The following is a 22,018-nucleotide window of genomic DNA, read 5'->3' as shown; positions in this document are numbered from 1 at the left end:
GTGTGTTCCCGCGCCTGGACCAGGCTGGCATCGTCGCCATACTCGACGCGCTCTCGCCACACCAGAACGAACCATGGCTCGTGGATGATGTCCTGTATGTCGAACTCGTCTCCGAAGACGACGGCTCCCTCTACCGGGATTGGGAGCCTGAGGCCATCGAGCAGCTGACTGCGACGGTCGGTCACCGGCCTGCCTGGGCAGTGTCGATCGACGTGTCCGGCCGGGTCGACGGCACCGAGCAGATACTCCGTCTGGCCCTGACACTGCTCGACGCAGGCGGCGTCGCCATGGATGACTACAGCGACCATGCGTGGACAGCACACGACATCCGGACCGACGCGCGATACGAAGGCCTGTCCTTCTTCGACTTCCGTGGCTTCCACGATGCACAGGATCAGCGCACCTGACCCACCTCTGGTGCGCGGAGTCCGTCCGCCCCTCGGAGGTTCGGCTGAACCCGGTGCTCTTGCGCGGCTATCTACACTCGCGGTGAAGTCTTGCCCCGGGTGAAGGAGGGTTCGTGAGCGCGCAGCCCGATCGGCCGGCGGTGGTGGCGAGTGCCGGTGACGCGTTGTTCCGGCCGGTGCGGGCGGGCAACGCGTTCGAGGAGACCGTGGAGCGGCTGCTCCAGGCGGTGCGTCTCGGCGTGGTCGGGGCGGGGGAGCGGTTGCCGTCCGAGCGGGAGCTTGCCGAGCGCCTCGGCGTGAGCCGGGTGACTTTGCGGGAGGCGATCCGCGCGCTGGCCGATGCGGGGTACGTGGAGTCGCGGCGCGGGCGGTACGGCGGCACGTTCGTCAACGCCAGTTTGCCGACCCCGCGCGGCAAGGGGCGCAAGATCGATCCCGAGCGCATCGACGACACGCTCTGCCTGCGGCACGTGCTCGAAACCGGCGCCGCCGAGATGGCGGCGGCGCGGTCGCTGACGCCCGGCGAGCGCCAGCACCTGACCAGCACGCTCGCCGAGACCTCGGCCAGCGACCTGGACGACTACCGCCGCCGCGACTCGCGGTTGCACCTGGCGATCGCCGAGGTGACCGCGGCCAAATCGCTGACCACCGCCGTCGCCGACGTGCGGATGCGGGTCAACCAGCTGCTCGACGAAATCCCGCTGCTCGAACCCAACCTCGAGCATTCCAACGCCCAGCACGAAGCCGTGGTGGAAGCCATTCTCGCCGGTGACCCGGCCATGGCGCGCCGCGCCATGGCCGAGCACATCGAAGGCACCGCGTCATTGTTGCGCGGTTTCCTCAACTGAACTAACTACGGCGCGACCTGGATGTACAGGTCGACCCAGCCGTTGCCCGCGCGGCACTGCGAGTCGTACCACTCGCCGTTGCTGATGCCCTGGTAACCGCGCTGCAGGCACGAGTACCAGGCGTTCTCACCGTAGAAGGTGTCGTAGTAACGCAGCGGAGTGGCCGCCGCGGTGCCCGCCGTGACGGTGCCCGCGGTCAGCGCCAGCGCCAGGATCGCCAGCCCCTTGCCCACCTTTTCACGCATATCCGAAATCACCCCAGTAAATGCCGCGAGCTGCCCTTTCCGGTGTTATCACCACAATTCGGCCCGCTCGTCAAAGGATGTCCGTGCACGGTTAATGGGTGGTCCGGGCAAAGCGAACGGCGGCTGAACAACGCCGGACGCAACTCCGGAGCTATTCAAGCGTCTTTGAAACCGTGGAAGACGACGAGGTGGAAACCCCGGAACGGCCCACCACCTGGCGGCGCGTCCGGCGCGTGGCCTACGTGGTGTTGTCGCTGGTCATCCTGGTGCCGCTGGCCGCTTTCGTGGTCGCCTACCTGGTGCTGGACGTGCGCAGCCCGCAGGAGGTGCTCGCGGGCCTCGACAGGACCGCCGGGCTGGCCTACACGGACGGCTCCGAGATGATGAAGGTGGTGCCGGAGGACGGCGACCGCCTCTACGTGCGCTACGCCGACGTGCCGCCGAAGCTGCGCGACGCGATCATCGCGGTGGAGGACCCGACCTTCTGGCAGAACGAGGGCTTCGACCCGCTGGGCATCCTGCGTGCCGCGGTCACCGGGGTCGGCGGCGGCTCCGGCATCACCCAGCAGTACATCAAGAACGCCACCGGCGCCGACCAGGCCAGCTACTTCCGCAAGTTCAGCGAGCTGGTGCTGTCCACGAAGCTCACCCAGCAGCGCAGCAAGGAAGAAATCTTCGAGAGCTACATCAACATCATCTCCTTCGGCCGCGGCACCTTCGGCCCGGCGTCGGCGGCGAACGCCTACTTCGGCAAGCCGCTCGCGGACCTGACCTGGAGCGAGACGGCCTTCCTCGCCGGGATGATCCAGTCGCCGTCGGTGCACGACCCGGCGGCGTCGAGCCACGAGCACGCCTCGAGACGCTGGGACTACGTGGCCGAGAAGCTGGTCACGCGCGGCTACGTGAGCGAGGCCGAGCGGGCGGAGATGCGGTACCCCGGCGACGTCGTGGTCCCACCGGCCGAGACCCGCGCGGGCCGCCTGACCTACTCCGAATACCACGTGAAGCGCCGCGTGCTGGCCGAGTTGGAAAGCCACGGTTTCGGCCTCGACCGGCTGCGCCAGGGCGGCCTGCGCATCGAAACGACGTTGGACCGCCAGGCGCAGGCCGACGGCGAGAAGGCCGTCGCGGAGCAACTGGCCGGGCAGCCCAACCACCTGCGTGCCGCGCTGGTCGCCGTCGAGCCGGGCAGCGGCGCGATCCGCGCCTACCAGGGCGGGAACTGGGGGGTGCGCGACTACGCCGGGGTGCCGCAGCCGCCCGGCTCGGCGTTCCACCCGTTCGTCGTCGCGGCCGGGCTGCGTCAGGGCGAGAACCTGGACCGGAAGTACCCGGCGCCGGACCGGCTCGACTACGGCGGCCGCGTGGTGAAGAACGAGGCCGGTTGCGGTGCGCCGGAGTGCTCGGTGCGCGACGCCGTCCGCGGCTCGGTGGACACGCCGTTCGTCGAGATGACCAGGCGGTTCGGCGCGGTCGCGGTCAGCCAGGCCGCCAGGGACGCCGGCATCCCCGCCGACCTCGACGGCACCCCGACGCTGCGGGAACCGGACGGCGTGACGATCGGCCCCGGCATCGCCGTCGGCGCCTACCCCGTGCGCGCGCTCGACCTCGCGTCCGCCTACGGCACCTTCGCCGCGGACGGCCTGCGGACCCAGCCGTACTTCGTGCAGCGGGTCCTCGACGACGAGGGCACGGTGCTCTGGGAACACGAGAGCACCGCCACCCCCGCCATCGAACCGCAGGTCGCCGCCGGGGTCACCGAGGCGCTGCGCCGCGAGGACGGGGTCGCCAAGGCCGGTTCACACCGCTTCGGCGACACCGGCGACAACGCGGGTGCCTGGCTGGCGGGCTACACCGACCGGCTGTCCACAGTGGTCTGGGTGGGCGCCGACGAAGAACGCCGCCTGCGCGACGCCGCCAACAACCGGATCACCGGCGAGACCCTGCCGGCGGAGATCTGGCGGGCGTTCAGGAGGTGACCAGCGCGATGGTGAGGCCGTCGTAACCCTTGTCGCCGACGGTCTGCAGGGCCGTGGCGTCCACCCGCGGCTCGTTCGCGATCAGCTCGTGCAGCTTCCGCACGCCCTGCACCGACGGGTCCGTGCTGTCCGCCTGCACGACCGCGCCGCCACGCACCACGTTGTCCACCACGATCACGCTGCCCGGGCGCGAGTATTCGAGCGCCCAGCGGAAGTACTCCGGGTTGTTCACCTTGTCCGCGTCGATGAACGACAGGTCGAACGGGCCTTCCAGCTCGGGCAGCGTGTCGAGCGCGGCGCCCACCCGGACCTCCACCCGGTCGGCGAGCCCGGCCGCCTCGATGTTCGCCCGCGCCACCGCGGCGTGCTTCGGCTCGTACTCCAGGGTGATCAGCCTGCCGTCCGCGGGCAGCGCCCTGGCCAGCCAGATCGTGCTGTACCCGCCGAGCGTGCCGACCTCGAGGATCGACTTCGCCCCGGTCAGCTTCGCGAGCAGGTGCAGCAGTTTCCCCTGCAGCGGCGCCACGGCGATCGGCGGCAGCCCGCCGCGCGTGCTGCTCTCCAGTGTCGCGGTCAGCGCCGGGTCCGGCGGGAGCAGGGCGCTGGTGAAGTACTGGTCGACGGCGGTCCAAGTCTGCTGGTCCATGCCGCTCAACCTACTCAGCCCCGGCGGGTGGCCTTCGGGATCACCAGCGGCGTGCCGGTCTCCGGGCACGGCATCACCGAGCACGGCAGCGCGAAGATCTCCTCCACGTTCGCGGCGGTGACCACCTCGTCCGGGGTGCCGGAGGCGAGGACGCGGCCGTCGCGCATGGCGATCATGTGCGTGGCGTAGCGGGCCGCGTGGTTCAGGTCGTGCAGCACCGCGACCAGCGTGCGGCCCTGCTTGGCGTGCAGGTCCGCGCACAGGTCGAGGATGTCCATCTGGTGCGCGATGTCCAGGAACGTGGTCGGCTCGTCCAGCAGCAGCAGATCGGTCTGCTGCGCCAGCGCCATCGCCAGCCACACGCGCTGGCGCTGCCCGCCGGACAGCTCGTCGACCAGGCGCTCGGCCAGCCCGTCGACCCCGGTGGCGGCCATCGCCTCGGCGACCACCGTGGCGTCGTCCTTCGACCACTGCCGCAGCAGCTTCTGGTGCGGGTACCGGCCGCGCGCGACCAGGTCGGCCACGGTGATGCCGTCCGGCGCGACCGAACTCTGCGGCAGCAGCCCGAGCGTGCGCGCGACGAACTTGGCGGGCAGCGAGGTGATCGCCTGCCCGTCCAGGTACACCGAACCCTTGCGCGGCTTCATCATCCGGGACAGCGCGCGCAGCAGCGTGGTCTTGCCGCAGGCGTTCGGCCCGACGATCACGGTGAACGAGTTGTCCGGGATCTCGACCGCGAGGTCCTCGGCCACGGTCCGGCCGTCGTAGGCCAGGGTCAGCGCGTCGGAACGCAGCCGGTTCGATGCGGCGATCGTCGAGGTCACTAGGTTAGGCTAGCCTATCGGCCGGAGCTGCGGCGCCAAGCCAAGCGGGTGAGTGCCCCGGCCACCGCGGCCAGCGGCGGACGCTGCCCGGCGCCCCGGGCTTCCGGCGCCGATTCGGGCACCACCCGGTAGACCAGGTGCGCGGCGAACCGGGCCAGCCGGGGAACCGTGCGCGTGGCCAGTTCCGCCGCCGTGCCCTCCGGCCGGTTCAGGATCTCCGGTCGCCGTTCCAGTGCCTTGACCACCAGTTTCGCCGCGCTTTCCGGGCTGGCCGCGGGCAGCGTGCGGTACAGGCCGGTCGGCGCGATCATGTCCGTCCGGACCAGCGGCATGCGCACCGAGGTGAAGGTGATGCCGTCCGACAGCGTCTCGCGCCCGGCCGCCAGGCCGAACTCCTCCAGCGCCGCCTTCGACGCCAGGTACGCGGAGAACCGCGGGGTGTCGGTCTGCAGGCCCTGCGTGGTCACGTTCACCACGTGCCCGAACCCGCGGTCCGCCATCGACGGCAGCAGCCCGAGGATCAACCGCACCGGGCCGAAGTAGTTGATCGCCATGGTGCGTTCGAAGTCGTGGAAGCGCTCGGTGGACAGCAGTACCGACCGCCGGATCGAGCGGCCGGCGTTGTTCACCAGCAGGTCGACCCCGCCGTGGTCGGCGAGCACCTCCTTGACCAGCGCGTCGACCGCGTCGCCGTCGGTCAGGTCGCACGGGTGGCAGGCGGCTTCGCCACCGGCGGCCACGATCTCGTCGCGCACGCGCGCGAGTTCGTCACCGCGGCGGGCGACCAGCAGCACCTTGGCGCCGCGCTCGGCGATGGCCAGCGCGGACGCCTTCCCGATGCCGGAGGACGCGCCGGTGATCAGTACCGTCCGGCCGCGCAGCCGCTCGCCGCGCCGCGCGCGGTCCGGGTCGAGGTTGGCCAGCCAGTAGTCGTAGAGCGGCTTCGCGTATTCGTGCAGCGAAGGCAGTTCGATGCCGCTGCCCGCCAGCGCGGCGGTGGTCGCCGTGGTGTCGAACCGGACCGCCATGCTCAGGTGCGGCAGGACCTCCATCGGGATGCCGAGTTCCTCGAGCACCGCCCGGCGCGCGGACCGGCCGCCGGGCAGCCGGTCGACCCCGGTCGCGGCGAGGTGACCGGCGGAGCGCAGCAGGTTCGCGCCCGGCACGTGCAGCGCGACGCGTGGCCCGCCCGCCGCCCGCGCGAAGGCGTTGTACACCTCGGTCAGCGACTGCGGCCGCGGTGAAGCGAGGTGGAAGGTGCTGCCCGAGGGCAGTTCGAGGTGCATCAGGTGGTCCATCGCGGCGACCACGTAGTCGACCGGCACCAGGTTGGTGGCGCCCAGGTGCGGCCCGGCCAGCGGCAGCCGCCGGGGGAGCGCGGCCAGCCGGGAGATGGCCGGGAGGAAGTAGTACGGCCCGTCGATCTTGTCCATCTCGCCGGTGCGGGAGTCGCCGACGACCGCGGACGGCCGGTAGACGGTGTGCGACAGCCCGCTCTCGCGGACCAGCTTCTCCGCCTCGAACTTCGTCGCGTGATAGGGCGATTCGAAGCCCTGCCCGAGGTCGAAGTCGGCCTCGGTGAACAGGCCCGCGTGGTTGCCGGCGACGGCGATCGAAGAAACGTGGTGCATCCGCGCGCCGGTGGCGCGGGCGAAGTCCAGCGTGTGCCGCGTGCCGTCGACGTTGGCGTCGCGGTTCGCCTGCTCGGTCGCGGTGAAGTCGTAGATCGCGCCCAGGTGCACCACGTGGTCGATGCGGCCGAGCGCCTCGGGATCGACGCCGAGACCCGGCTCGGTCAGGTCACCGATGATCGGCACCAGCCGGTCGGCGTGGGGCCAGCCCCGCGTCAGCGCGGCGAATCTGGCCCGCGAGGTCTCCCGCACGAGCGCGTACACGGTTTCCGTGCCGCGCCTCGCGAGCAGGCGCCCGACCAGGCGCTTACCCAGGAATCCGGTGGCCCCGGTGACGAAGTAGCCGGTCATGCCCCAGGACTCTACCTACTGACGAGTAGGTAAGCTACCTCGGCTTCAGTCGTACTCTCCGCCCGCCTGAGCGACGGTCACCACAGCGTCACGCAGGGCGGCCCGCAACCGGCCGACGTCCAGCGGGCCGAGCACCGCCGCCTCGCCCGGCGGCGCCACCAGCACCACCTTGTCGCTGCTCACGAACACCGTCAGATCGCGCTTCCGGCCCGCCAGGTCGCGGCAGCTCACCGACCATTCGTCACGCATGGCCACGGCCGGTCCTCCTTTTCCCCGATTTCGCATCGCACTCGCCTCCTGGGGCTGGGACGGGAGCCATTCGGAGCCGTGACGCGGATAACCCGAAAGAACTACCGTCAGGTAGCCAGCACGAGCCGAGCCGCGAAGGAGCGGGCGATGGCCGAACCCCAGCGAATCGTGATCGTCGGCGGCGGACTGGCCGGGGCGGGTGCCGCCGCGGCGCTGCGCGAGCGCGGCTACCGCGGTGAGGTGCTGCTGTTCGGCGCGGACGCGCACCGGCCGTACGAACTGCCCGCGTTGTCGAAGGGCCTGCTGATCGGGGACGCGGAGGAACCGGACTGGGTCCGCGGCCAGAACTTCTACACCGAGCACGACATCACCCTGCGGCTCGGCACCCGGGTCACCCGCGTCGAGCTGGGCGGGCGGCTGGTGCTGGACGCCAGTGGCGGCGAGCACCCCTATGACCGGTTGCTGCTGGCCACCGGCTCGAAACCGCGTTCGCTGCCGGTCCGGGGCGCGGACCTGGCCGGTATCCACACCCTGCGCACCCTCGACGACGCCCTCGCGTTGCGGGCCGCGTTCGCCAAGGCCGAGCGGGTGGTGATCATCGGCTCGGGCTGGATCGGCTCGGAGGCGGCCGCGGCCGCGCGCAAGCACGGTGCCGAGGTGACCGTGGTCGGGATGGAGTCGACGCCGCTGGAGAGCGTGCTCGGCGCCGAGGTGGGCGCGGTGTTCCGCGACCTGCACGCCGAGCAGGGGGTGCACTGGCGGCTGGGCACGTCGGTCGCGGACTTCGTCGGCGACGACGGCGCGGTCACCGGCGTGCGGCTGACCGACGGTTCGATGCTGGAGGCGGACGTGGTGCTGATCGCGGTCGGGGCCGCCCCGGAAACCGGCCTCGCCCAGGCGGCGGGCCTGGAACTGGCCGAAGACGGCGGTGTCTGCGTGGACGCCCTGCTGCGCACGGCCTCGCCGGACGTCTACGCCGCCGGGGACATCGCCTCCCAGTTCCACCCGAAGTACGAACGGCGCCTCCGGGTCGAACACTGGGCGAACGCCAAGAACCAGGGCGAACACGCCGCCGGCAACATGCTGGGTGACCACGAGTCGTACCGACGGGCCCCGTACTTCTTCAGCGACCAGTACGACCTGGGCTGTGAGTACCGGGGCCTCGCCGATCCCGGGACCGATCGGCTCGTCGTGTGCGGCAGTCTCGCCGAGCGCGAGTTCGTGGCGTGCTGGATGCGGGAGAACCGCGTCACCGCGGCGATGAACGTCAACGTCTGGGAACACGGCGACGCGCTCAAGCATCTCGTGGACACCGGCGCCCCGGTCACCGACGAACAGGTGCGCCGCGGCGAGTTCAGCGCCGGTTCGGCAGGGTGAGGAAGGCGACCAGCGCGGCGACCGTGAAACCGGCCATCACCACGGCCATCGGCACGGCGGAGCCCTGCCCGCCGAGGCCGACCAGCGGGGTGGCGAGCCCGCCGACCACGAACTGCAGCACGCCGAGCAGCGCCGACGCCGAACCGGCGGTGCGCGGGTGCTCGGCCATCGCCAGCGAGGTCGCGTTCGGCATGATCAGGCCGATGCTGGACACCAGGAGGAACAGCGGCGGCAGCAGGAAAGCCAGCGGCAGGTGCAGCGAGGTCGCCAGCAGCACGCCCAGCGCGCCGAGGGTGGCCAGGCAGAGGCCGGTGCGCAGCAGGGCGCGTTCGCTGAACCGGCCGACGATCCGGCCGTTGACCTGGCCCAGCGCCACGATCCCGATGCCGTTCAGGCCGAACACCAGGCTGTACTGCTGCGGGCTGAGCGCGTAGACGTCCTGCAGCGCGAACGAGGAACCGGCGATGTAGGCGAACACCGCGCCGAACAGCAGGCCGGACGCGAGGGCGTAGCCGACGAAGTTCCGGTCGCGCAGCAGGCCGCCGTAGGTCCGCATGATCGGCTTGAACTTCGCCGGACGGCGGTGCTCCACCGCCAGCGGTTCGGGCAGCGCGATCGCGGCGACGGTCAGCAGCAGCGCGCCGAACACGGTCAGCACCACGAAGACGCCGCGCCACGAGGTGAAGTTGAGGACCTGGCCGCCGACGATCGGCGCCAAGATCGGTGCGAGGCCGTTGACCAGCATCAACATCGAGAAGAACCGCGTCATCGCGATCCCGGAGAACAGGTCGCGCACGGTCGCCCTGGCGATCACGATGCCCGCCGCCGCGCCGATCGCCTGGAGCGTGCGCGAGGCGATCAGCAGTTCCGCGGTCGGGCTGAGCGCGCAGAGCACCGACGCCACCACGTAGATCGCCAGCCCGGCGATCAGGGGCTTGCGGCGGCCGATCGCGTCGGACAGCGGGCCGATCACGATCTGCCCGATCGCCAGCCCGACGATGAACGAGCTGAGCGTCAGCTGCAGCATCGCGTCCGAGGTGCGCAGCTCGCTGGTCATCACCGGCAGCGCGGGCAGGTACATGTCGATCGACAGCGGGCCGAACGCGGACAGCCCGCCGAGGATGAGCACGTACCGCGCGAGGTTCCGCTGCTTGCTCGGGCGCACGCCCTCGACCGCCTGGACCTGTTCGGTAGTACTCATCACGCTCCCGCTCGTCGAACACACCTTCCCCCGTGAACTTGCATAGCGCCACTAAATATTCCGGGCTGTGAGGCACCGCACTGAGCCGGGAGACCGGTACGCTTGTAGTGCATCCGACCGAAGGGAAGCATGGGCCGAAGCGACGCGTTCCGCACGCGCCACCGGTCCATCCTCATCCTGTCTTTGCTGGTCCTGCAGTTGTGGATCGCCGCGGCGCCCACCGGGACACCGGTCGTGCACGAGCCCCACCACGTCGGCTCGCTCGCCGCGGAACCCCTCCCGGAACCGCTCACCACCCGGACCGCGCCCGCGCCGACAATCACCCAGATAGCCGTGCTGCCACCGGAAGCCGCGGCCCCGCCCGCCCCGGTCGAGCACCGCACCGAGCACGTCGCGCCGCCGCACGCCGATCCCGGCCACCCCGGTGATCCGGCGGGCGCCCGCGCGCCACCCGTGCGCTAGCAGGACCCCTTCTCGAAACCACACCCGTCGCCGGTAACCCCGGCGACGTGGTGCTCCCTGCTGCGCATCAAAGGAGTTCCCATGACCACCGGTCATGCCCTGCTCGCCGTCGGCGGTGCCTTCCTCGCCGCCGGGGTGCTCGCCCGCCTCGGCGCCCGGATCGGGCTGCCCACCATCCCGCTGTTCATGCTGGCGGGTTTCCTGTTCGGCCCCAACACCCCCGGACTGTCCCTTGTGGACGATCCAGGCGAGCTGAGCGTGCTCGCCGGGCTCGGGCTGGTGTTCCTGCTGTTCTACCTCGGCCTGGAGTTCTCGCTCGACGACCTGCTGTCCGGCGGCCGGAAGCTGGTCGGCGCCGGGATCGGTTACCTGGTGCTCAACATCGGCGGCGGGCTCGCCTTCGGCTTCGCGCTCGGCTGGGGCACCAGGGAAGCGCTGGTGATCGCCGGCGCGATCGGCATCTCGTCCTCGGCCATCGTGACCAAGCTGCTGCTGGAAACCCGCCGGATGAACAACCCGGAATCCCGGCTGACCATGGGCATCATCGTGATCGAGGACATCTTCCTCGCGCTCTACCTCGCCCTGCTGCAGCCCGTCCTCAGCGGTGCCGACGACTTCCTCGCCGCGCTCGCCGACTTCGGCAAGGCCTTCGCCTTCCTGCTCGTGCTCGCCGCCCTCGCGCGCTGGGGCGGGCGCGTGGTGTCGAAGCTCTTCGGCTCCGCGGACGACGAACTGCTCACCGTCTGCTTCGTCGGCGTCGCCGTGCTGGGTGCCGCGCTGGCCGAGGAGGTCGGCGTGTCCGACGCGATCGGCGCGTTCATGGTCGGCATGATGCTCGGCGGGTCGAAGGTCGCCCCGCGCATCCACAAGCTGGTGCTGCCGCTGCGGGACGCGTTCGGCGCGTTGTTCTTCTTCATCTTCGGCCTGAGCATCGACCCCGGCGCGGTCGGCACGGTGGTGGTCCCGGTGCTGATCGCGGTCGCCCTGACCGTGGTGCTGAACCTGGCCGCCGGTGCCTTCGCCGCCAAGCTGCACTCCTTCGACCGGCAGCAGGGCGTCAACGTCGGCCTGACCGTGCTCACCCGCGGCGAGTTCTCGCTGGTGCTGGCCACCATGGCCACCGCGGCCGGGCTGGACGCCAGGGTCGCCCCGTTCATCGCCGGGTACGTGCTGCTGCTGGCGATCATCGGGCCGCTCGCGGTGATCCGCTCCGAATGGCTCACCCGTAGGCTGCTGCCAGCGAGGACGAGGAGGCAGCGGTGACCCGGTTCGGCGGCTACCAGAACGAGATCTACCTGCAGGGGCTCGGCGGCGCGAAGCCGCTGTTCTCCACCGACCCGACCAAGCTGGAGGAGTCGGCGGCGAACCTGCTCGACCCCGGGCCCTACGCCTACGTCGCCGGGGGCGCGGGGTCCGCGGCGACCGTGCGCGCCAACCGCGAGGCGTTCGACCGCTGGCGCATCGTGCCGCGCATGCTGACCGGCGCCACCGACCGGAAGCTGTCGGTCTCGGTGCTGGGCACCGAACTGCCGGCGCCGGTGGCGCTGGCCCCGGTCGGCGTGCAGTCGATCGTGCACCCCGACGCGGAACTGGGCACCGCGCGGGCCGCCGCTTCGCTGGGTCTGCCGATGATCCTGTCCACCGCCTCGTCCACCTCGATCGAGGAGGTGGCCGCGGCGAACGGGGCCGGGCCGCGCTGGTTCCAGCTCTACTGGCCGGGTGACCCCGACGTCTGCGCCAGCATCCTGGCCAGGGCGAAGAAGGCGGGCTACTCGGTGCTCGTGGTCACGCTGGACACCTGGACGCTGGCCTGGCGCCCGGCCGACCTCGACCAGGCCTACCTGCCCTTCCTCAACGGCGAGGGCCTGGCGGTGCCGTTCTCCGACCCGGCCTTCCGCGCGCTGCTGGAGAAGACGCCGGAGGAGGACCCGCCCTCGGCGATCCTCCGCTGGATCTCCCTGGTCACCGGCAGCGACCGCACCTGGGAGCAGCTGACCTTCCTGCGCGAGCACTGGGACGGCCCGATCGTGCTCAAGGGCATCCAGCACGTCGACGACGCGCGCAAGGCGGTGGACGCGGGCATGGACGGCATCGTGGTGTCCAACCACGGCGGCCGCCAGGTCGACGGCGCGATCGCCTCGCTGGACGCGCTGCCGGGCATCGCCGCCGCGGTCGGCGACCGCATCGACGTGCTGTTCGACTCGGGGGTGCGCACCGGCTCCGACGTGGTCAAGGCGCTGGCGCTGGGCGCGAAGGCGGTGCTGCTCGGCCGTCCGTACGTCTACGGCCTGGCGCACGCCGGTGAGGACGGCGTCCGGCACGTGCTGCGCGGGCTGCTCGCCGACTTCGACATGACGATGGGCCTGTCAGGCAACGCCGACGTCGCCGCGCTCAGCGCCGACGCGCTGGCGAGGGTCTAGCGGGCGGCGGGCACCCAGCCAGCCCGCCACGCACAGCACCACCCCCGCCGATATCGCCAGCACGCAGGCGATATCGGTGTGGTAGGTGGTGGCTGGCCACACGCCGGTCGGTAGGGCGACCAGGTACCAGTAGAGCGAGGAGACGGCCATGTCGCCGAGCACCACGCTGGTCACCACGCCCGCCGCACCGGCCGCCGCCACCCCGCGGTAGAGCGCGCGGCTGCCCGCGCCGAACACCCGGAAGGCGCCGATCCCGGCCGCGGTGAAGCCGAGCATGGTGAGCAGGGAGTCGAGGATGAACCCGGGCGCCGGGTCGAGTTCCGGCGCGGGCTGGCGCTCGATCGCGCTCTGGTAGACCGAGGCCAGCGAGGCCGCGTCCGCGTTGGCCGCGTTGGGGCCCGCAACCTCGGTGACCTCGGGCAATCCCTTGAGCCCCCAGCTGAGTTCGATCACGCCCTCGATCTTCGAGGTGACCCCCGGGGCGTTCTGCCTGCTCAGTTCCGCGGTCACCCACGGGCCCGCCGAAGCGGTCGCGGCCAGCACCAGTCCGGCCACCACGGCGATCAGGCCGGGCAGCCGGCGGGGAAGCTTTTCACCGGTCACGACGGACAAGGGTATTGCGTCCGGGGTGCCCTCGGTCACGCGACGCGGTAATTGAGCGGCCCCGGCGATCACCCAGCGGTATTCTCGACGCCGTATGTCTGCGAAATCCTCCCTCGATGGCCTCCGGTCCCGCCTGCCGGAATTGATGCCGCGCGACCGGTCACGGCTGCGACGGCGGCTGGAGGGCGCCCGGAAGGCGCGGGACGCCGAGGCGGTCGCCGCCCGGATCGAGGCGGACATCGAGGCCGCCGAACGGCGCGTGGCGAACCGGCGGGCCGCCGTGCCCGCGGTGAAGTACCCGCCCGAGCTGCCGGTCAGCCAGCGCAAGGACGACATCGCCGCCGCCATCCGCGACCACCAGGTGGTGATCGTGGCGGGGGAGACCGGCTCGGGCAAGACCACGCAGCTGCCGAAGATCTGCCTGGAACTCGGCCGCGGCGTGCTCGGCCAGATCGGGCACACCCAGCCGCGGCGCCTCGCCGCGCGCACGGTGGCCGAGCGCATCGCCGACGAGCTGTCCTCCCAGGTCGGCGAAGCGGTCGGCTACAAGGTGCGGTTCACCGACCAGGGTGACGAGAACACGCTGGTCAAGCTGATGACCGACGGCATCCTGCTGGCCGAGATCCAGGGCGACCGGATGCTCCGGCAGTACGACACGCTGATCATCGACGAGGCGCACGAGCGCAGCCTCAACATCGACTTCATCCTCGGCTACCTCAAGCAGCTGCTGCCGCGCCGCCCCGACCTCAAGGTGATCATCACCTCCGCGACCATCGACCCGGAGCGCTTCTCGCGGCACTTCGACGACGCGCCGATCGTCGAGGTCTCCGGCCGCACCTACCCGGTGGAGGTGCGGTACCGGCCGATCATCGACCCGGAGGATCCCGACGCCGACCCCGATCGCGACCAGATCTCCGCGATCTCCGACGCGGTCGCCGAGCTGTCCGCCGAGGGGCCCGGCGACATCCTGGTCTTCCTCTCCGGCGAGCGCGAGATCCGCGACACCGCCGACGCACTGTCCAAACAGGACCTGCGGGGCGTGGAGATCCTGCCGCTCTACGCGCGGTTGTCCTCCGCCGAGCAGCACCGGGTGTTCCAGCGGCACACCGGGCGCCGGGTGGTGCTGGCCACCAACGTCGCCGAGACCTCGCTGACCGTGCCCGGCATCAAGTACGTGGTGGACCCGGGCACCGCGCGCATCTCCCGCTACAGCCACCGCACCAAGGTGCAGCGGCTGCCGATCGAGGCGGTCTCGCAGGCTTCGGCAAACCAGCGCAAGGGCCGCTGCGGCCGCACCTCGGACGGCATCTGCATCCGGCTGTACTCCGAGGACGACTTCCTCGCCCGCCCGGAGTTCACCGATCCGGAGATCCTGCGCACCAACCTCGCGTCGGTCATCCTGCAGATGACCTCGCTCGGCCTCGGGGACATCGCCGCCTTCCCGTTCGTCGAACCGCCGGACCGCCGCCAGGTCGCCGACGGCGTGAACCTGCTGCAGGAGCTCGGCGCCTTCGACGCCTCGGCCAAGGAGGTCAAGGACCGGCTCACCGACGTCGGCCGCAAGCTCGCCCAGCTGCCGGTGGACCCGCGACTGGGCCGCATGGTGCTGGAGGCGGAGAAGGCCGGCTGCGTGCGCGAGGTGCTGGTGATCGCCTCCGCGCTGTCCATCCAGGACCCGCGCGAGCGACCGGCCGAGAAACAGCAGGCGGCGGGGGAGAAGCACGCCCGGTTCACCGACAAGACCTCGGACTTCCTGGCGTACCTGAACCTGTGGCAGTACCTGCACGAGCAGCAGCGGGAGCTGTCCGGCAACCAGTTCCGCAAGCTGTGCAAGGCGGAGTTCCTGAACTACCTGCGGGTGCGGGAGTGGCAGGACGTGCACAGCCAGCTGCGGCGGCTGACCAAGCAGCTCGGCGTCACCCCGAACACCACCGACGCCGACCCGCAGCAGGTGCACACCGCGCTGATCTCCGGGCTGCTGTCGCACATCGGCCTGAAGGATCCGGCCAAGGGCGACTACCTGGGTGCCCGCGGCGCGCGGTTCTCGATCTTCCCCGGCTCGGCGTTGTTCAAGAAGCAGCCGCGCCTGGTGATGTCCGCCGAGCTGGTGGAGACCTCGCGCCTGTGGGGCCGGGTCAACGCGCGCATCGAGCCGGACTGGGTGGAGCCGCTGGCCGCGCACGTGGTCAAGCGCAGCTACTCCGAGCCGCACTGGGAGCGCAAGCAGGGCGCGGTGATGGCGCTGGAGAAGGTCACGCTCTTCGGCGTGCCGCTGGTGGCCGACCGCCGGGTGAACTACGGGCGCATCGACCCCGAACTCTCCCGCGACCTGTTCATCCGCAACGCGCTCGTCGAAGGCGACTGGCAGACCAGCCACAAGTTCTTCCACGAGAACCGCGCGCTGCTGGCCGAGGTCGAGGACCTGGAGCACCGCGCCCGCCGCCGCGACATCCTGGTCGACGACCAGACCCTTTTCGAGTTCTACGACCAGCGCCTCGGCGCCGAGGTGGTCTCCGCCCGGCACTTCGACACCTGGTGGAAGAAGACCCGGCGCGAGCAGCCCGACCTGCTCAGCTTCGAGAAGTCGATGCTGATCAACGCGAAGGCCGGGGACGTCAGCGCCGCCGACTACCCGGACACCTGGACCACGCCCGAGGGCATTTCGCTCAAGCTGACCTACCAGTTCGAGCCCGGGGCCGACGCCGACGGCGTGACCGCGCACATCCCGCTGCCGGTGCTGAACCAGGTCACCGCGGACGGGTTCGACTGGCAGGTGCCGGGGCTGCGCGAGGAACTGGTCACCGCGTTGATCAAGTCGCTGCCGAAGCCCATCCGCCGCAACTTCGTGCCCGCGCCGGACCACGCGAAGCTGGCGCTCTCCCGGGTTTCGCCCGCGGACGGCCCGCTGCTCGACGTGCTGGCCGACGAGCTGGAGTCGTTGCGTGGGGTCTCGATCCCGCCGGAGTCGTGGCAGCTCGGCACCGTGCCCGAGCACCTGAAGGTCACCTTCCGCGTGGTCGACGGCAAGAAGAAGCTCGCCGAGGGCAAGGACCTCGAAGCGCTGCGGCAGCGGCTGACCGGGGAGCTTCGGGCGTCGATCTCGAAGGCCGCGGACAACGTGGAACGCGCCGGGCTCAGCTCACCCGCGTTCGGCGAGGTGCCGAAGGTGTTCGAGCGCAAGCAGCGCGGGCTCGAGGTCAAGGCGTACCCGGCGCTGGTGGACGAGGGCGAGACGGTCGCGGTCCGCATGCTCGAAACACCCGCCGAGCAGGCGCACTCGATGTGGCTGGGCACGCGGAAGCTGTTGCGGCTCAACGTGCCCTCGCCGATGAAGTTCATCAACCGGAACCTGGGCAACCAGGCGAAGCTGGTGCTCAACCGGAACCCGCACGGCAGCGTCGCGGCGTTGCTGGAGGACTGCGTCAACTGCGCGCTCGACGAGCTGATGGCCGCGGGCGGCGGGCCGACCTGGGACGAGGCTGGCTTCGCCGTACTGCTGCAACGGGTGCGGACCGGGCTGAACGCCACGGTGGTGCGCGTGCTCGCCGACGTGGAGCAGGTGCTGCGGGCGTCGATCGACGTGGAGACGCGGCTGACCGAGGTGCGCGGACCGGCGCTGGCGGAGTCGCTGGCCGACATCCGCTCGCAGCTCGACGAGCTGGTGTTCCCCGGGTTCGTCACGGCCACCGGCTCGGCGCGGCTGCCGGACCTGGTGCGGTACCTGCGGGCGATCGAGCGGCGGCTGGACAAGCTGCCCAGCGACCCGGCGCGGGACGTGGAGCGGCTGCGCGAGGTCCACTGGCTGCGGGACGAGTACCGGTCACTGGTGAACGCGCAACCGCGCGGTACGTCCTCGGCCGCGTTGCGGGACGTGCGCTGGATGATCGAGGAACTCCGGGTCAGCTTCTTCGCCCAGACGTTGCGCACCGCGTACCCGGTGTCGGTGAAGCGGGTGCTGCGCGCGATGGACGACGCGGCCGTCCCCGCCGGCTGACCGTCGTCAGGCGGGTGCCTGCTTCGCGGTCAGCTTCTGGATCGGCTGCAGGTCGGGTGCGTCCAGGCTGAGCGTGTCGACGTGGATCTTCAGGGACTCGGTGATGTCGTCGATCTTGCCGTGGAGCGCCTCGGCGACCTCCTGCACCTTGCCGACGTAGGAGTTCACGATGCCCTGCCAGTCGCCACCGGCGGCCACTTCCTCCTCCTCGCTGACGATCTGGGCGGCGGCCGCGCTCGCCGTGGCGATGAACCCGCCGGCCAGGGAGGGCAGGCTCGCGATCCCGCCGGTCGCCACGCCCGCGACGATGGTGATGATGGTGATTGCCCGCATGAGTTCTTCGCGGTCGTCGTCCTCCTGCTTCTGCGAGGACAGCTCGCAGAAGGCGAACATGAGCTGGTCGAAGTTCTCGATGCCCGCTTCGATGACGCTGCCGTAGTTGAGCACCGCGGCGATCACCGAGGTGAGCACCCTCTGCTCGGCGACGAGGTAGGCCTTGACCGCGCCCATGTAGGTTCTGGCCAGGTCGGCCGAGGCGCCGTCCCAGTTCTGCTGGGAGATCACGTTGGTGAGGAAGGCGTCGACCTGGTGGATGGTGTCGTCGCCACCGTCCACCCAGACCTGCCGCAGCGCTTCGTACGTCGAGCCGAGTGTGTTGTCGTCGACCGCGGTGACCGCGCACGCGTGCCGCACCAGGTCCGGCGCGTGCAGCGAGTCGTCCAGCTGGAAGTTCGCGAAAGCCGCGTGCTCCTTGAAGAACGGGAACATGTGGCTGTAGGTCGCGTCGAGGACCAGGTTGTACGGCGGTCCGGCCATCCAGTCGCTCATGAGCCAGCCCGCTTCTCGGTGCCGGGCAGGTCCTTCAGGATCGCGGACATCGTCTTCACGCCCTGCGCTTCGGCTTCCTGGTAGCTGTTGAGCGCGGCGCCGAACCGGGTCTCGAAGGCGGTGAACGATTCGTGCAGCGCTTTGCGCCCGTCCATGAGCTGCTGGAGGCAGTTCATCAGTACCGGTGCCAGCTCCCGTTTCGCGTCGCGGATCCCGGACGGGAAATCGCGCCACATGTCCGAATCTTTCCCGAACCCGGCGATCTTGCCCTCGTCCAGGGTGCTCGCCTCGACGTTTCCGTTGAGCGCCTTGTCGGCGGCCGCGAACTGCCGCCGCAATTCGGCCAGCGACTCCTTGCCCGATTCGAGCGCGGCCAGTTTGACCTGGTACCCACCGCTGCCCGATGGCTGCACGGCTGCCATGGCTTTCGTCCTTTCGCCTGGTCATCGGACGATAGCGCGCGACCGGCCGGGGCGTCTCGAAGTCGGGGAACTTCACTTCGCGTCGGCGTAGGAATCGACGGTGGCGATGTGGAGCGGGAAGCGGACGGGACAGGAGGGGCCGAATACCAGCGCGGAGGTTTCCTCGACGGCCGCGGTGATGCGGGCTTCCACTTCCGCGGCCAATTCGGCCGGGGCGTGCACGATGACCTCGTCGTGCTGGAAGAAGACGAGGTGCGCGGGGGCGGGCAGGCTCAGGCGCAGGGTCGCGATGAGCACCGCCGTCCAGTCCGCGGCGCTCGCCTGGACGACGAAGTTCCGCGTGAACCGGCCCCAGTCGCGGGCGGCGCGCAGGGCGCGGTCGTCCGCCGAGCCGGAGGCGTCGCCGGTGAGCGCGCGCCAGGCGGCGGACGGCGCAGGCGAGGTGCGCCCCAGCCGCGAGACCACGCGTTCGCCGCGTTCCCCCGCCACCGCCGCATGCTCCACATAGGACACAGCAGCCGGGAAGCGCTGACGCAGCAGGGCCAGTAGCGGACCGGCCTCGCCCGAGGTGCCGCCGTACATGGCCGAGAGCATGGCGATCTTCGCGCGGCCCCGGTCGTCCAGGTCCTTGTTGCGCAGGCCCGGCACGGTCCGCCCGCCGGCGAACATCGCCTCGGCCAGGCTGGTGTACAGGTCCGTCGCGCCGGAGACCTCGGCGAGCTGCCTGTCCCCGGACAACGCGGTGAGCACCCGCGGTTCGAGCTGCGCGGCGTCGGCGACCACCAGCTTCCAGCCCGGATCCGCCCGCACGCACACCCGCAGCGTCTTCGGAATCTGCAGGGCCGCCCCGCCACCGCTGGCCCAGCGACCGGACACCACGCCGCCGACCACCCAGATCGGCCGGAACCGGTGGTCCCGCACCCAGGTGTCCAGCCACGCCCACCCGGTGGCCGAATGCAGCCGCGCCAGCTCCTTGTACTCCAGCAGCGGCGCCACCGCCGGGTGCTCGACCCGCCGCAGCACGTGCGCCCGCGCCGAAGGCACCTCGATGCCCGCGTGCGCGAACGCCTTCACCACGCCCGGCGGGTGGTCCGGGTTGACCGGCCGCCCGCCGAAGGCCGCACTGATCTCCTCCGCCAGTTCGACCAGCCGCCGTGGCCGCTGCCCGGCCGGGACCCGGGGGCCGAGCAACTCGGTGAGCAGTTGGTCATGCACGTCGGCACGCCACGGCAGCCCGTCGTGGGCCATCTCGGCGGCGGCCAGCCCGCTCGCGGACTCGGCCGCGGTGAGCAGCCGGAACCGCTCCGGGTGCGGGGTCGCCGCGATCCGGCGTTCCTGGGCGTCCAGCACCGCCTCCGCCGCGTCGGTCGCCCGCGTGCCCGCGGGCAGTCCGGACCCGCGCGGGTCGAACAGCGCCGCCTGCGCCGACTCGTGCGGTGGCGGGGGATCGGGCGGCGGCTCCAGCCCCCGCAGCCGCGCCCACGCCCCGGCCAGCCCCTTCGGCTCGCCCGACCGGCCCTCGGCCGCCAGTAGCAACCCCTCGACCAGCGACAGGTCGTGCCCGCGCGCGACCCGCACCCCGGCCCGCAGCAGCACCGGGTACACCTGGTCGGCCGCCGGGAAGACCCAGCGCGGCCGCCGCTGCTCCTCCAGCTCGGCCACGCGCTTGGCCAGCTCGGCCGCGTCCACCTCGACCCCCTGGGCCGATCCGCGTTCACGAAGGGAGTACCGCTCCTCTCCTTCATCCGCCACGAACATGTGCACGCCCCAGATTGTGCGCCTCACCACCGACAGAAACCGGTGCACTCGACAAGGACGCGGCGAGCCGAATACTGTCGAACTGCGCATACCGTCGGTATGGCAAATCTCGGCCGCTGCAGCAACGGAGGTGCCCGGATGAGATACCCGACCACTGTTTCCGAGCTGGTCACCAAGGTGACGGACACGGCGCGGAGCGTCGGGGTGCTCTGGCAGGCCGGGCTCGTCCCCTTCCCCAGACTCGACGAAGGCCTGCGGTCACTGGTCGCCGTGCGCAAGTTCGGGCCGTTCGCCGGGGCCAACCACATCTCGGCCCGCCGCGACCCGCAGGCCGTCGGCCTGGTCGACGAACTCGGCCCGCTCACCTTCAAGCAGCTCGACGACCGGTCCAACGCGCTCGCCAGGGCCTGGGCCGACCGCGGCATCGGCGTCGGCACCATGGTCGCCGCGCTGTGCCGCGACCACCGCGGCCTGGTTCTCGCCACGCTCGCCACCGGCAAGCTCGGCGCCCGCCTGCTGCTGATGAACACCGGCTTCGCCAAACCGCAGCTGACCGACGTGGCCCAGCGCGAGCAGGTCAAGGCCCTGGTCTACGACGAGGAGTTCACCGAACTGCTCGACGGCATCGAAGGCGACCGCTACCTGGCGTGGACCGAGCAGGGCAGCCGCCACCAGGACGTGCCGGTGCTCGACGAGCTGATCGCCAGTACCGACGACCGGCCGCTGCCCGCGCCGGCCAAGCCCGGCGGTTTCGTGCTGCTGACCAGCGGCACCACCGGCACGCCGAAGGGCGCGCCCCGGCCGAGCGTCTCCGGGCTGGACTCGGCGCAGCTGCTCGACCGCATCCCGCTGCGGGTGGGGGAGAGCACGTTCCTGGCCGCGCCGATGTTCCACGCCACCGGCCTCTCGCAGTCCATCCTCTCCTTCGCGCTCGGTTCGAAGGTGGTGCTCCGCCGCAAGTTCGACCCGGAGGCCACGCTGCGCGGTATCGCCGAGCACCGCTGCACCGCGCTGGTGGTGGTGCCGACCATGCTCCAGCGCATCGTCGACCTCGGCCCCGAGGTGATCGGCAAATACGACACCTCCGCGCTGCGGATCATCTTCGTCGCCGGTTCGGCGCTCTCGCCGGACCTGGGCAACCGGGCGACCAAGCTGTTCGGGGACGTGGTGCACAACCTCTACGGCTCCACCGAGGTCGCCGTGGCCACCGTGGCCACCCCGGAGGACTGGCGGAAGGCACCGGGCACGGTCGGCAAGGCGCCGGTCGGCTGCAAGGTGGTGCTCTACGACGAGCACGGCAAGCGGATCACCGAGCCGGGCGTCACCGGCCGGGTGTTCGTCGGCAGCGGGCTCAGTTTCACCGGGTACACCGACGGCAGACACAAAGAACTCATCGACGGCCTGCTGTCCAGCGGTGATGTCGGGCATTTCGACGAAAACGGCCTGCTCTTCATCGACGGCCGCGATGACGAGATGATCGTCTCAGGTGGTGAGAACGTCTTCCCGATCGAAGTGGAAAATCTGCTCGTCGAACGCGAGGACGTGATTGAGGCCGCGGTCATCGGGGTAGCCGACGAGGAGTTCGGCCAGCGCCTCAAAGCGTTCGTGGTCCCCGCCGAGGGCGCTGACCTGGGCGAAGAGGAGATCCGGGCGTACGTGAAGGCGAATCTGGCGCGGTACAAGGTGCCGCGCGAGGTGGAGTTCCTGCCGGAGCTGCCGCGCAACGCGACCGGCAAAGTCCTTCGCTCAGAGCTGAAATAAGACCAAGATCAC

General features: G+C 70.9%; 19 protein-coding genes. 9 read left to right on the top strand and 10 right to left on the bottom strand.

The features are described from left to right. Positions 1 to 2: 2 nt before the first annotated feature. Positions 3 to 407 (top strand): hypothetical protein, encoded by a 405-nt coding sequence (locus JOM49_RS40045; RefSeq protein WP_209669731.1) that lies wholly within the window; start codon positions 3 to 5, stop codon positions 405 to 407. Positions 408 to 520: 113 nt separating this feature from the next. Then, on the top strand, positions 521 to 1,255 hold the full coding sequence (locus tag JOM49_RS40040) for a FadR/GntR family transcriptional regulator (protein ID WP_372444190.1): 735 nt from the start codon (positions 521 to 523) through the stop codon (positions 1,253 to 1,255). A 5-nt stretch (positions 1,256 to 1,260) separates the two neighbouring features. On the opposite strand, the gene JOM49_RS40035 is transcribed toward JOM49_RS40040, so the two are convergent. Continuing rightward, a complete protein-coding gene (locus JOM49_RS40035) occupies positions 1,261 to 1,500 on the bottom strand; it encodes a hypothetical protein (RefSeq protein ID WP_209669729.1) in 240 nt (79 codons plus the stop codon). 173 nt (positions 1,501 to 1,673) lie between these two features. Here JOM49_RS40035 and JOM49_RS40030 point away from each other — a divergent pair, with 173 nt between their 5' ends. Continuing rightward, positions 1,674 to 3,479, top strand: coding sequence for a transglycosylase domain-containing protein (locus JOM49_RS40030; protein WP_209669727.1), 1,806 nt, complete (start codon positions 1,674 to 1,676; stop codon positions 3,477 to 3,479). Here JOM49_RS40030 and JOM49_RS40025 read toward each other — a convergent pair. From JOM49_RS40025 to JOM49_RS40010, 4 genes are read right to left on the bottom strand one after another with little or no spacing between them, the layout of a single operon-like run. Continuing rightward, on the bottom strand, positions 3,469 to 4,125 hold the full coding sequence (locus JOM49_RS40025) for an O-methyltransferase (protein WP_209669725.1): 657 nt from the start codon (positions 4,123 to 4,125) through the stop codon (positions 3,469 to 3,471). The two genes, JOM49_RS40030 and JOM49_RS40025, sit on opposite strands and share 11 nt — an antisense overlap. A gap of 14 nt (positions 4,126 to 4,139) precedes the next feature. Next, the gene (locus JOM49_RS40020; protein ID WP_308159032.1) at positions 4,140 to 4,949 is read right to left on the bottom strand and encodes an ABC transporter ATP-binding protein; all 810 of its coding nucleotides are present in this window, start codon (positions 4,947 to 4,949) and stop codon (positions 4,140 to 4,142) included. A 14-nt stretch (positions 4,950 to 4,963) separates the two neighbouring features. Next, positions 4,964 to 6,931 (bottom strand): SDR family oxidoreductase, encoded by a 1,968-nt coding sequence (locus JOM49_RS40015; RefSeq protein WP_209669723.1) that lies wholly within the window; start codon positions 6,929 to 6,931, stop codon positions 4,964 to 4,966. Positions 6,932 to 6,976: 45 nt separating this feature from the next. Next, positions 6,977 to 7,180 carry a hypothetical protein gene (locus tag JOM49_RS40010; RefSeq protein ID WP_209672200.1) on the bottom strand — a complete coding sequence of 68 codons (204 nt, stop codon included), beginning with the start codon at positions 7,178 to 7,180 and terminating at the stop codon, positions 6,977 to 6,979. A gap of 147 nt (positions 7,181 to 7,327) precedes the next feature. Between JOM49_RS40010 and JOM49_RS40005 the strand changes: the two genes are divergently transcribed. Next, positions 7,328 to 8,557: an NAD(P)/FAD-dependent oxidoreductase gene (locus JOM49_RS40005; protein WP_209669721.1), complete on the top strand. Its 1,230-nt coding sequence runs from the start codon at positions 7,328 to 7,330 to the stop codon at positions 8,555 to 8,557. Here JOM49_RS40005 and JOM49_RS40000 read toward each other — a convergent pair. Next, positions 8,535 to 9,758 (bottom strand): multidrug effflux MFS transporter, encoded by a 1,224-nt coding sequence (locus JOM49_RS40000; RefSeq protein WP_209669719.1) that lies wholly within the window; start codon positions 9,756 to 9,758, stop codon positions 8,535 to 8,537. The two genes, JOM49_RS40005 and JOM49_RS40000, sit on opposite strands and share 23 nt — an antisense overlap. A gap of 129 nt (positions 9,759 to 9,887) precedes the next feature. Here JOM49_RS40000 and JOM49_RS39995 point away from each other — a divergent pair, with 129 nt between their 5' ends. The 3 genes from JOM49_RS39995 (at position 9,888) to JOM49_RS39985 (ending at position 12,640) form a co-directional block, all read left to right on the top strand. Then, positions 9,888 to 10,220 carry a hypothetical protein gene (locus JOM49_RS39995; protein WP_209669717.1) on the top strand — a complete coding sequence of 111 codons (333 nt, stop codon included), beginning with the start codon at positions 9,888 to 9,890 and terminating at the stop codon, positions 10,218 to 10,220. Positions 10,221 to 10,301: 81 nt separating this feature from the next. Continuing rightward, positions 10,302 to 11,483, top strand: a complete 1,182-nt coding sequence (locus JOM49_RS39990; RefSeq protein WP_209669716.1) for a cation:proton antiporter — start codon at positions 10,302 to 10,304, stop codon at positions 11,481 to 11,483. After that, positions 11,480 to 12,640, top strand: coding sequence for a lactate 2-monooxygenase (locus JOM49_RS39985; protein WP_209669714.1), 1,161 nt, complete (start codon positions 11,480 to 11,482; stop codon positions 12,638 to 12,640). The genes JOM49_RS39990 and JOM49_RS39985 overlap by 4 nt, the downstream gene beginning before the upstream one ends. Here the strand turns inward: JOM49_RS39985 and JOM49_RS39980 are convergent. Beyond that, the gene (locus JOM49_RS39980) at positions 12,587 to 13,243 is read right to left on the bottom strand and encodes a hypothetical protein (protein ID WP_209669712.1); all 657 of its coding nucleotides are present in this window, start codon (positions 13,241 to 13,243) and stop codon (positions 12,587 to 12,589) included. The genes JOM49_RS39985 and JOM49_RS39980 overlap by 54 nt on opposite strands. Before the next feature lie 94 nt (positions 13,244 to 13,337). Here JOM49_RS39980 and hrpA point away from each other — a divergent pair, with 94 nt between their 5' ends. Further along, on the top strand, positions 13,338 to 17,237 hold the full coding sequence (gene hrpA / locus JOM49_RS39975) for an ATP-dependent RNA helicase HrpA (protein ID WP_209669711.1): 3,900 nt from the start codon (positions 13,338 to 13,340) through the stop codon (positions 17,235 to 17,237). 6 nt (positions 17,238 to 17,243) lie between these two features. Here hrpA and JOM49_RS39970 read toward each other — a convergent pair whose 3' ends face one another. The 3 genes from JOM49_RS39970 to JOM49_RS39960 form a co-directional block, all read right to left on the bottom strand. Further along, complete coding sequence (locus tag JOM49_RS39970; RefSeq protein WP_209669709.1) at positions 17,244 to 18,065, bottom strand: hypothetical protein; 822 nt, start codon at positions 18,063 to 18,065, stop codon at positions 17,244 to 17,246. Beyond that, positions 18,062 to 18,487 (bottom strand): hypothetical protein, encoded by a 426-nt coding sequence (locus tag JOM49_RS39965; RefSeq protein WP_209669707.1) that lies wholly within the window; start codon positions 18,485 to 18,487, stop codon positions 18,062 to 18,064. The genes JOM49_RS39970 and JOM49_RS39965 overlap by 4 nt, the downstream gene beginning before the upstream one ends. Before the next feature lie 72 nt (positions 18,488 to 18,559). Beyond that, on the bottom strand, positions 18,560 to 20,251 hold the full coding sequence (locus JOM49_RS39960; protein WP_308159031.1) for a bifunctional 3'-5' exonuclease/DNA polymerase: 1,692 nt from the start codon (positions 20,249 to 20,251) through the stop codon (positions 18,560 to 18,562). 132 nt (positions 20,252 to 20,383) lie between these two features. On the opposite strand from JOM49_RS39960, the gene JOM49_RS39955 reads away from it, so the two are divergent. Then, positions 20,384 to 22,006 (top strand): acyl-CoA synthetase, encoded by a 1,623-nt coding sequence (locus JOM49_RS39955; protein WP_209669705.1) that lies wholly within the window; start codon positions 20,384 to 20,386, stop codon positions 22,004 to 22,006. Positions 22,007 to 22,018: the final 12 nt, after the last annotated feature.

The organism is Amycolatopsis magusensis, from assembly GCF_017875555.1.
GTDB classification, from domain to species: domain Bacteria; phylum Actinomycetota; class Actinomycetes; order Mycobacteriales; family Pseudonocardiaceae; genus Amycolatopsis; species Amycolatopsis magusensis.
The sequence above is the reverse complement of the archived record's forward strand: the minus strand, read 5'-3'. Positions and strand labels throughout refer to the sequence as shown.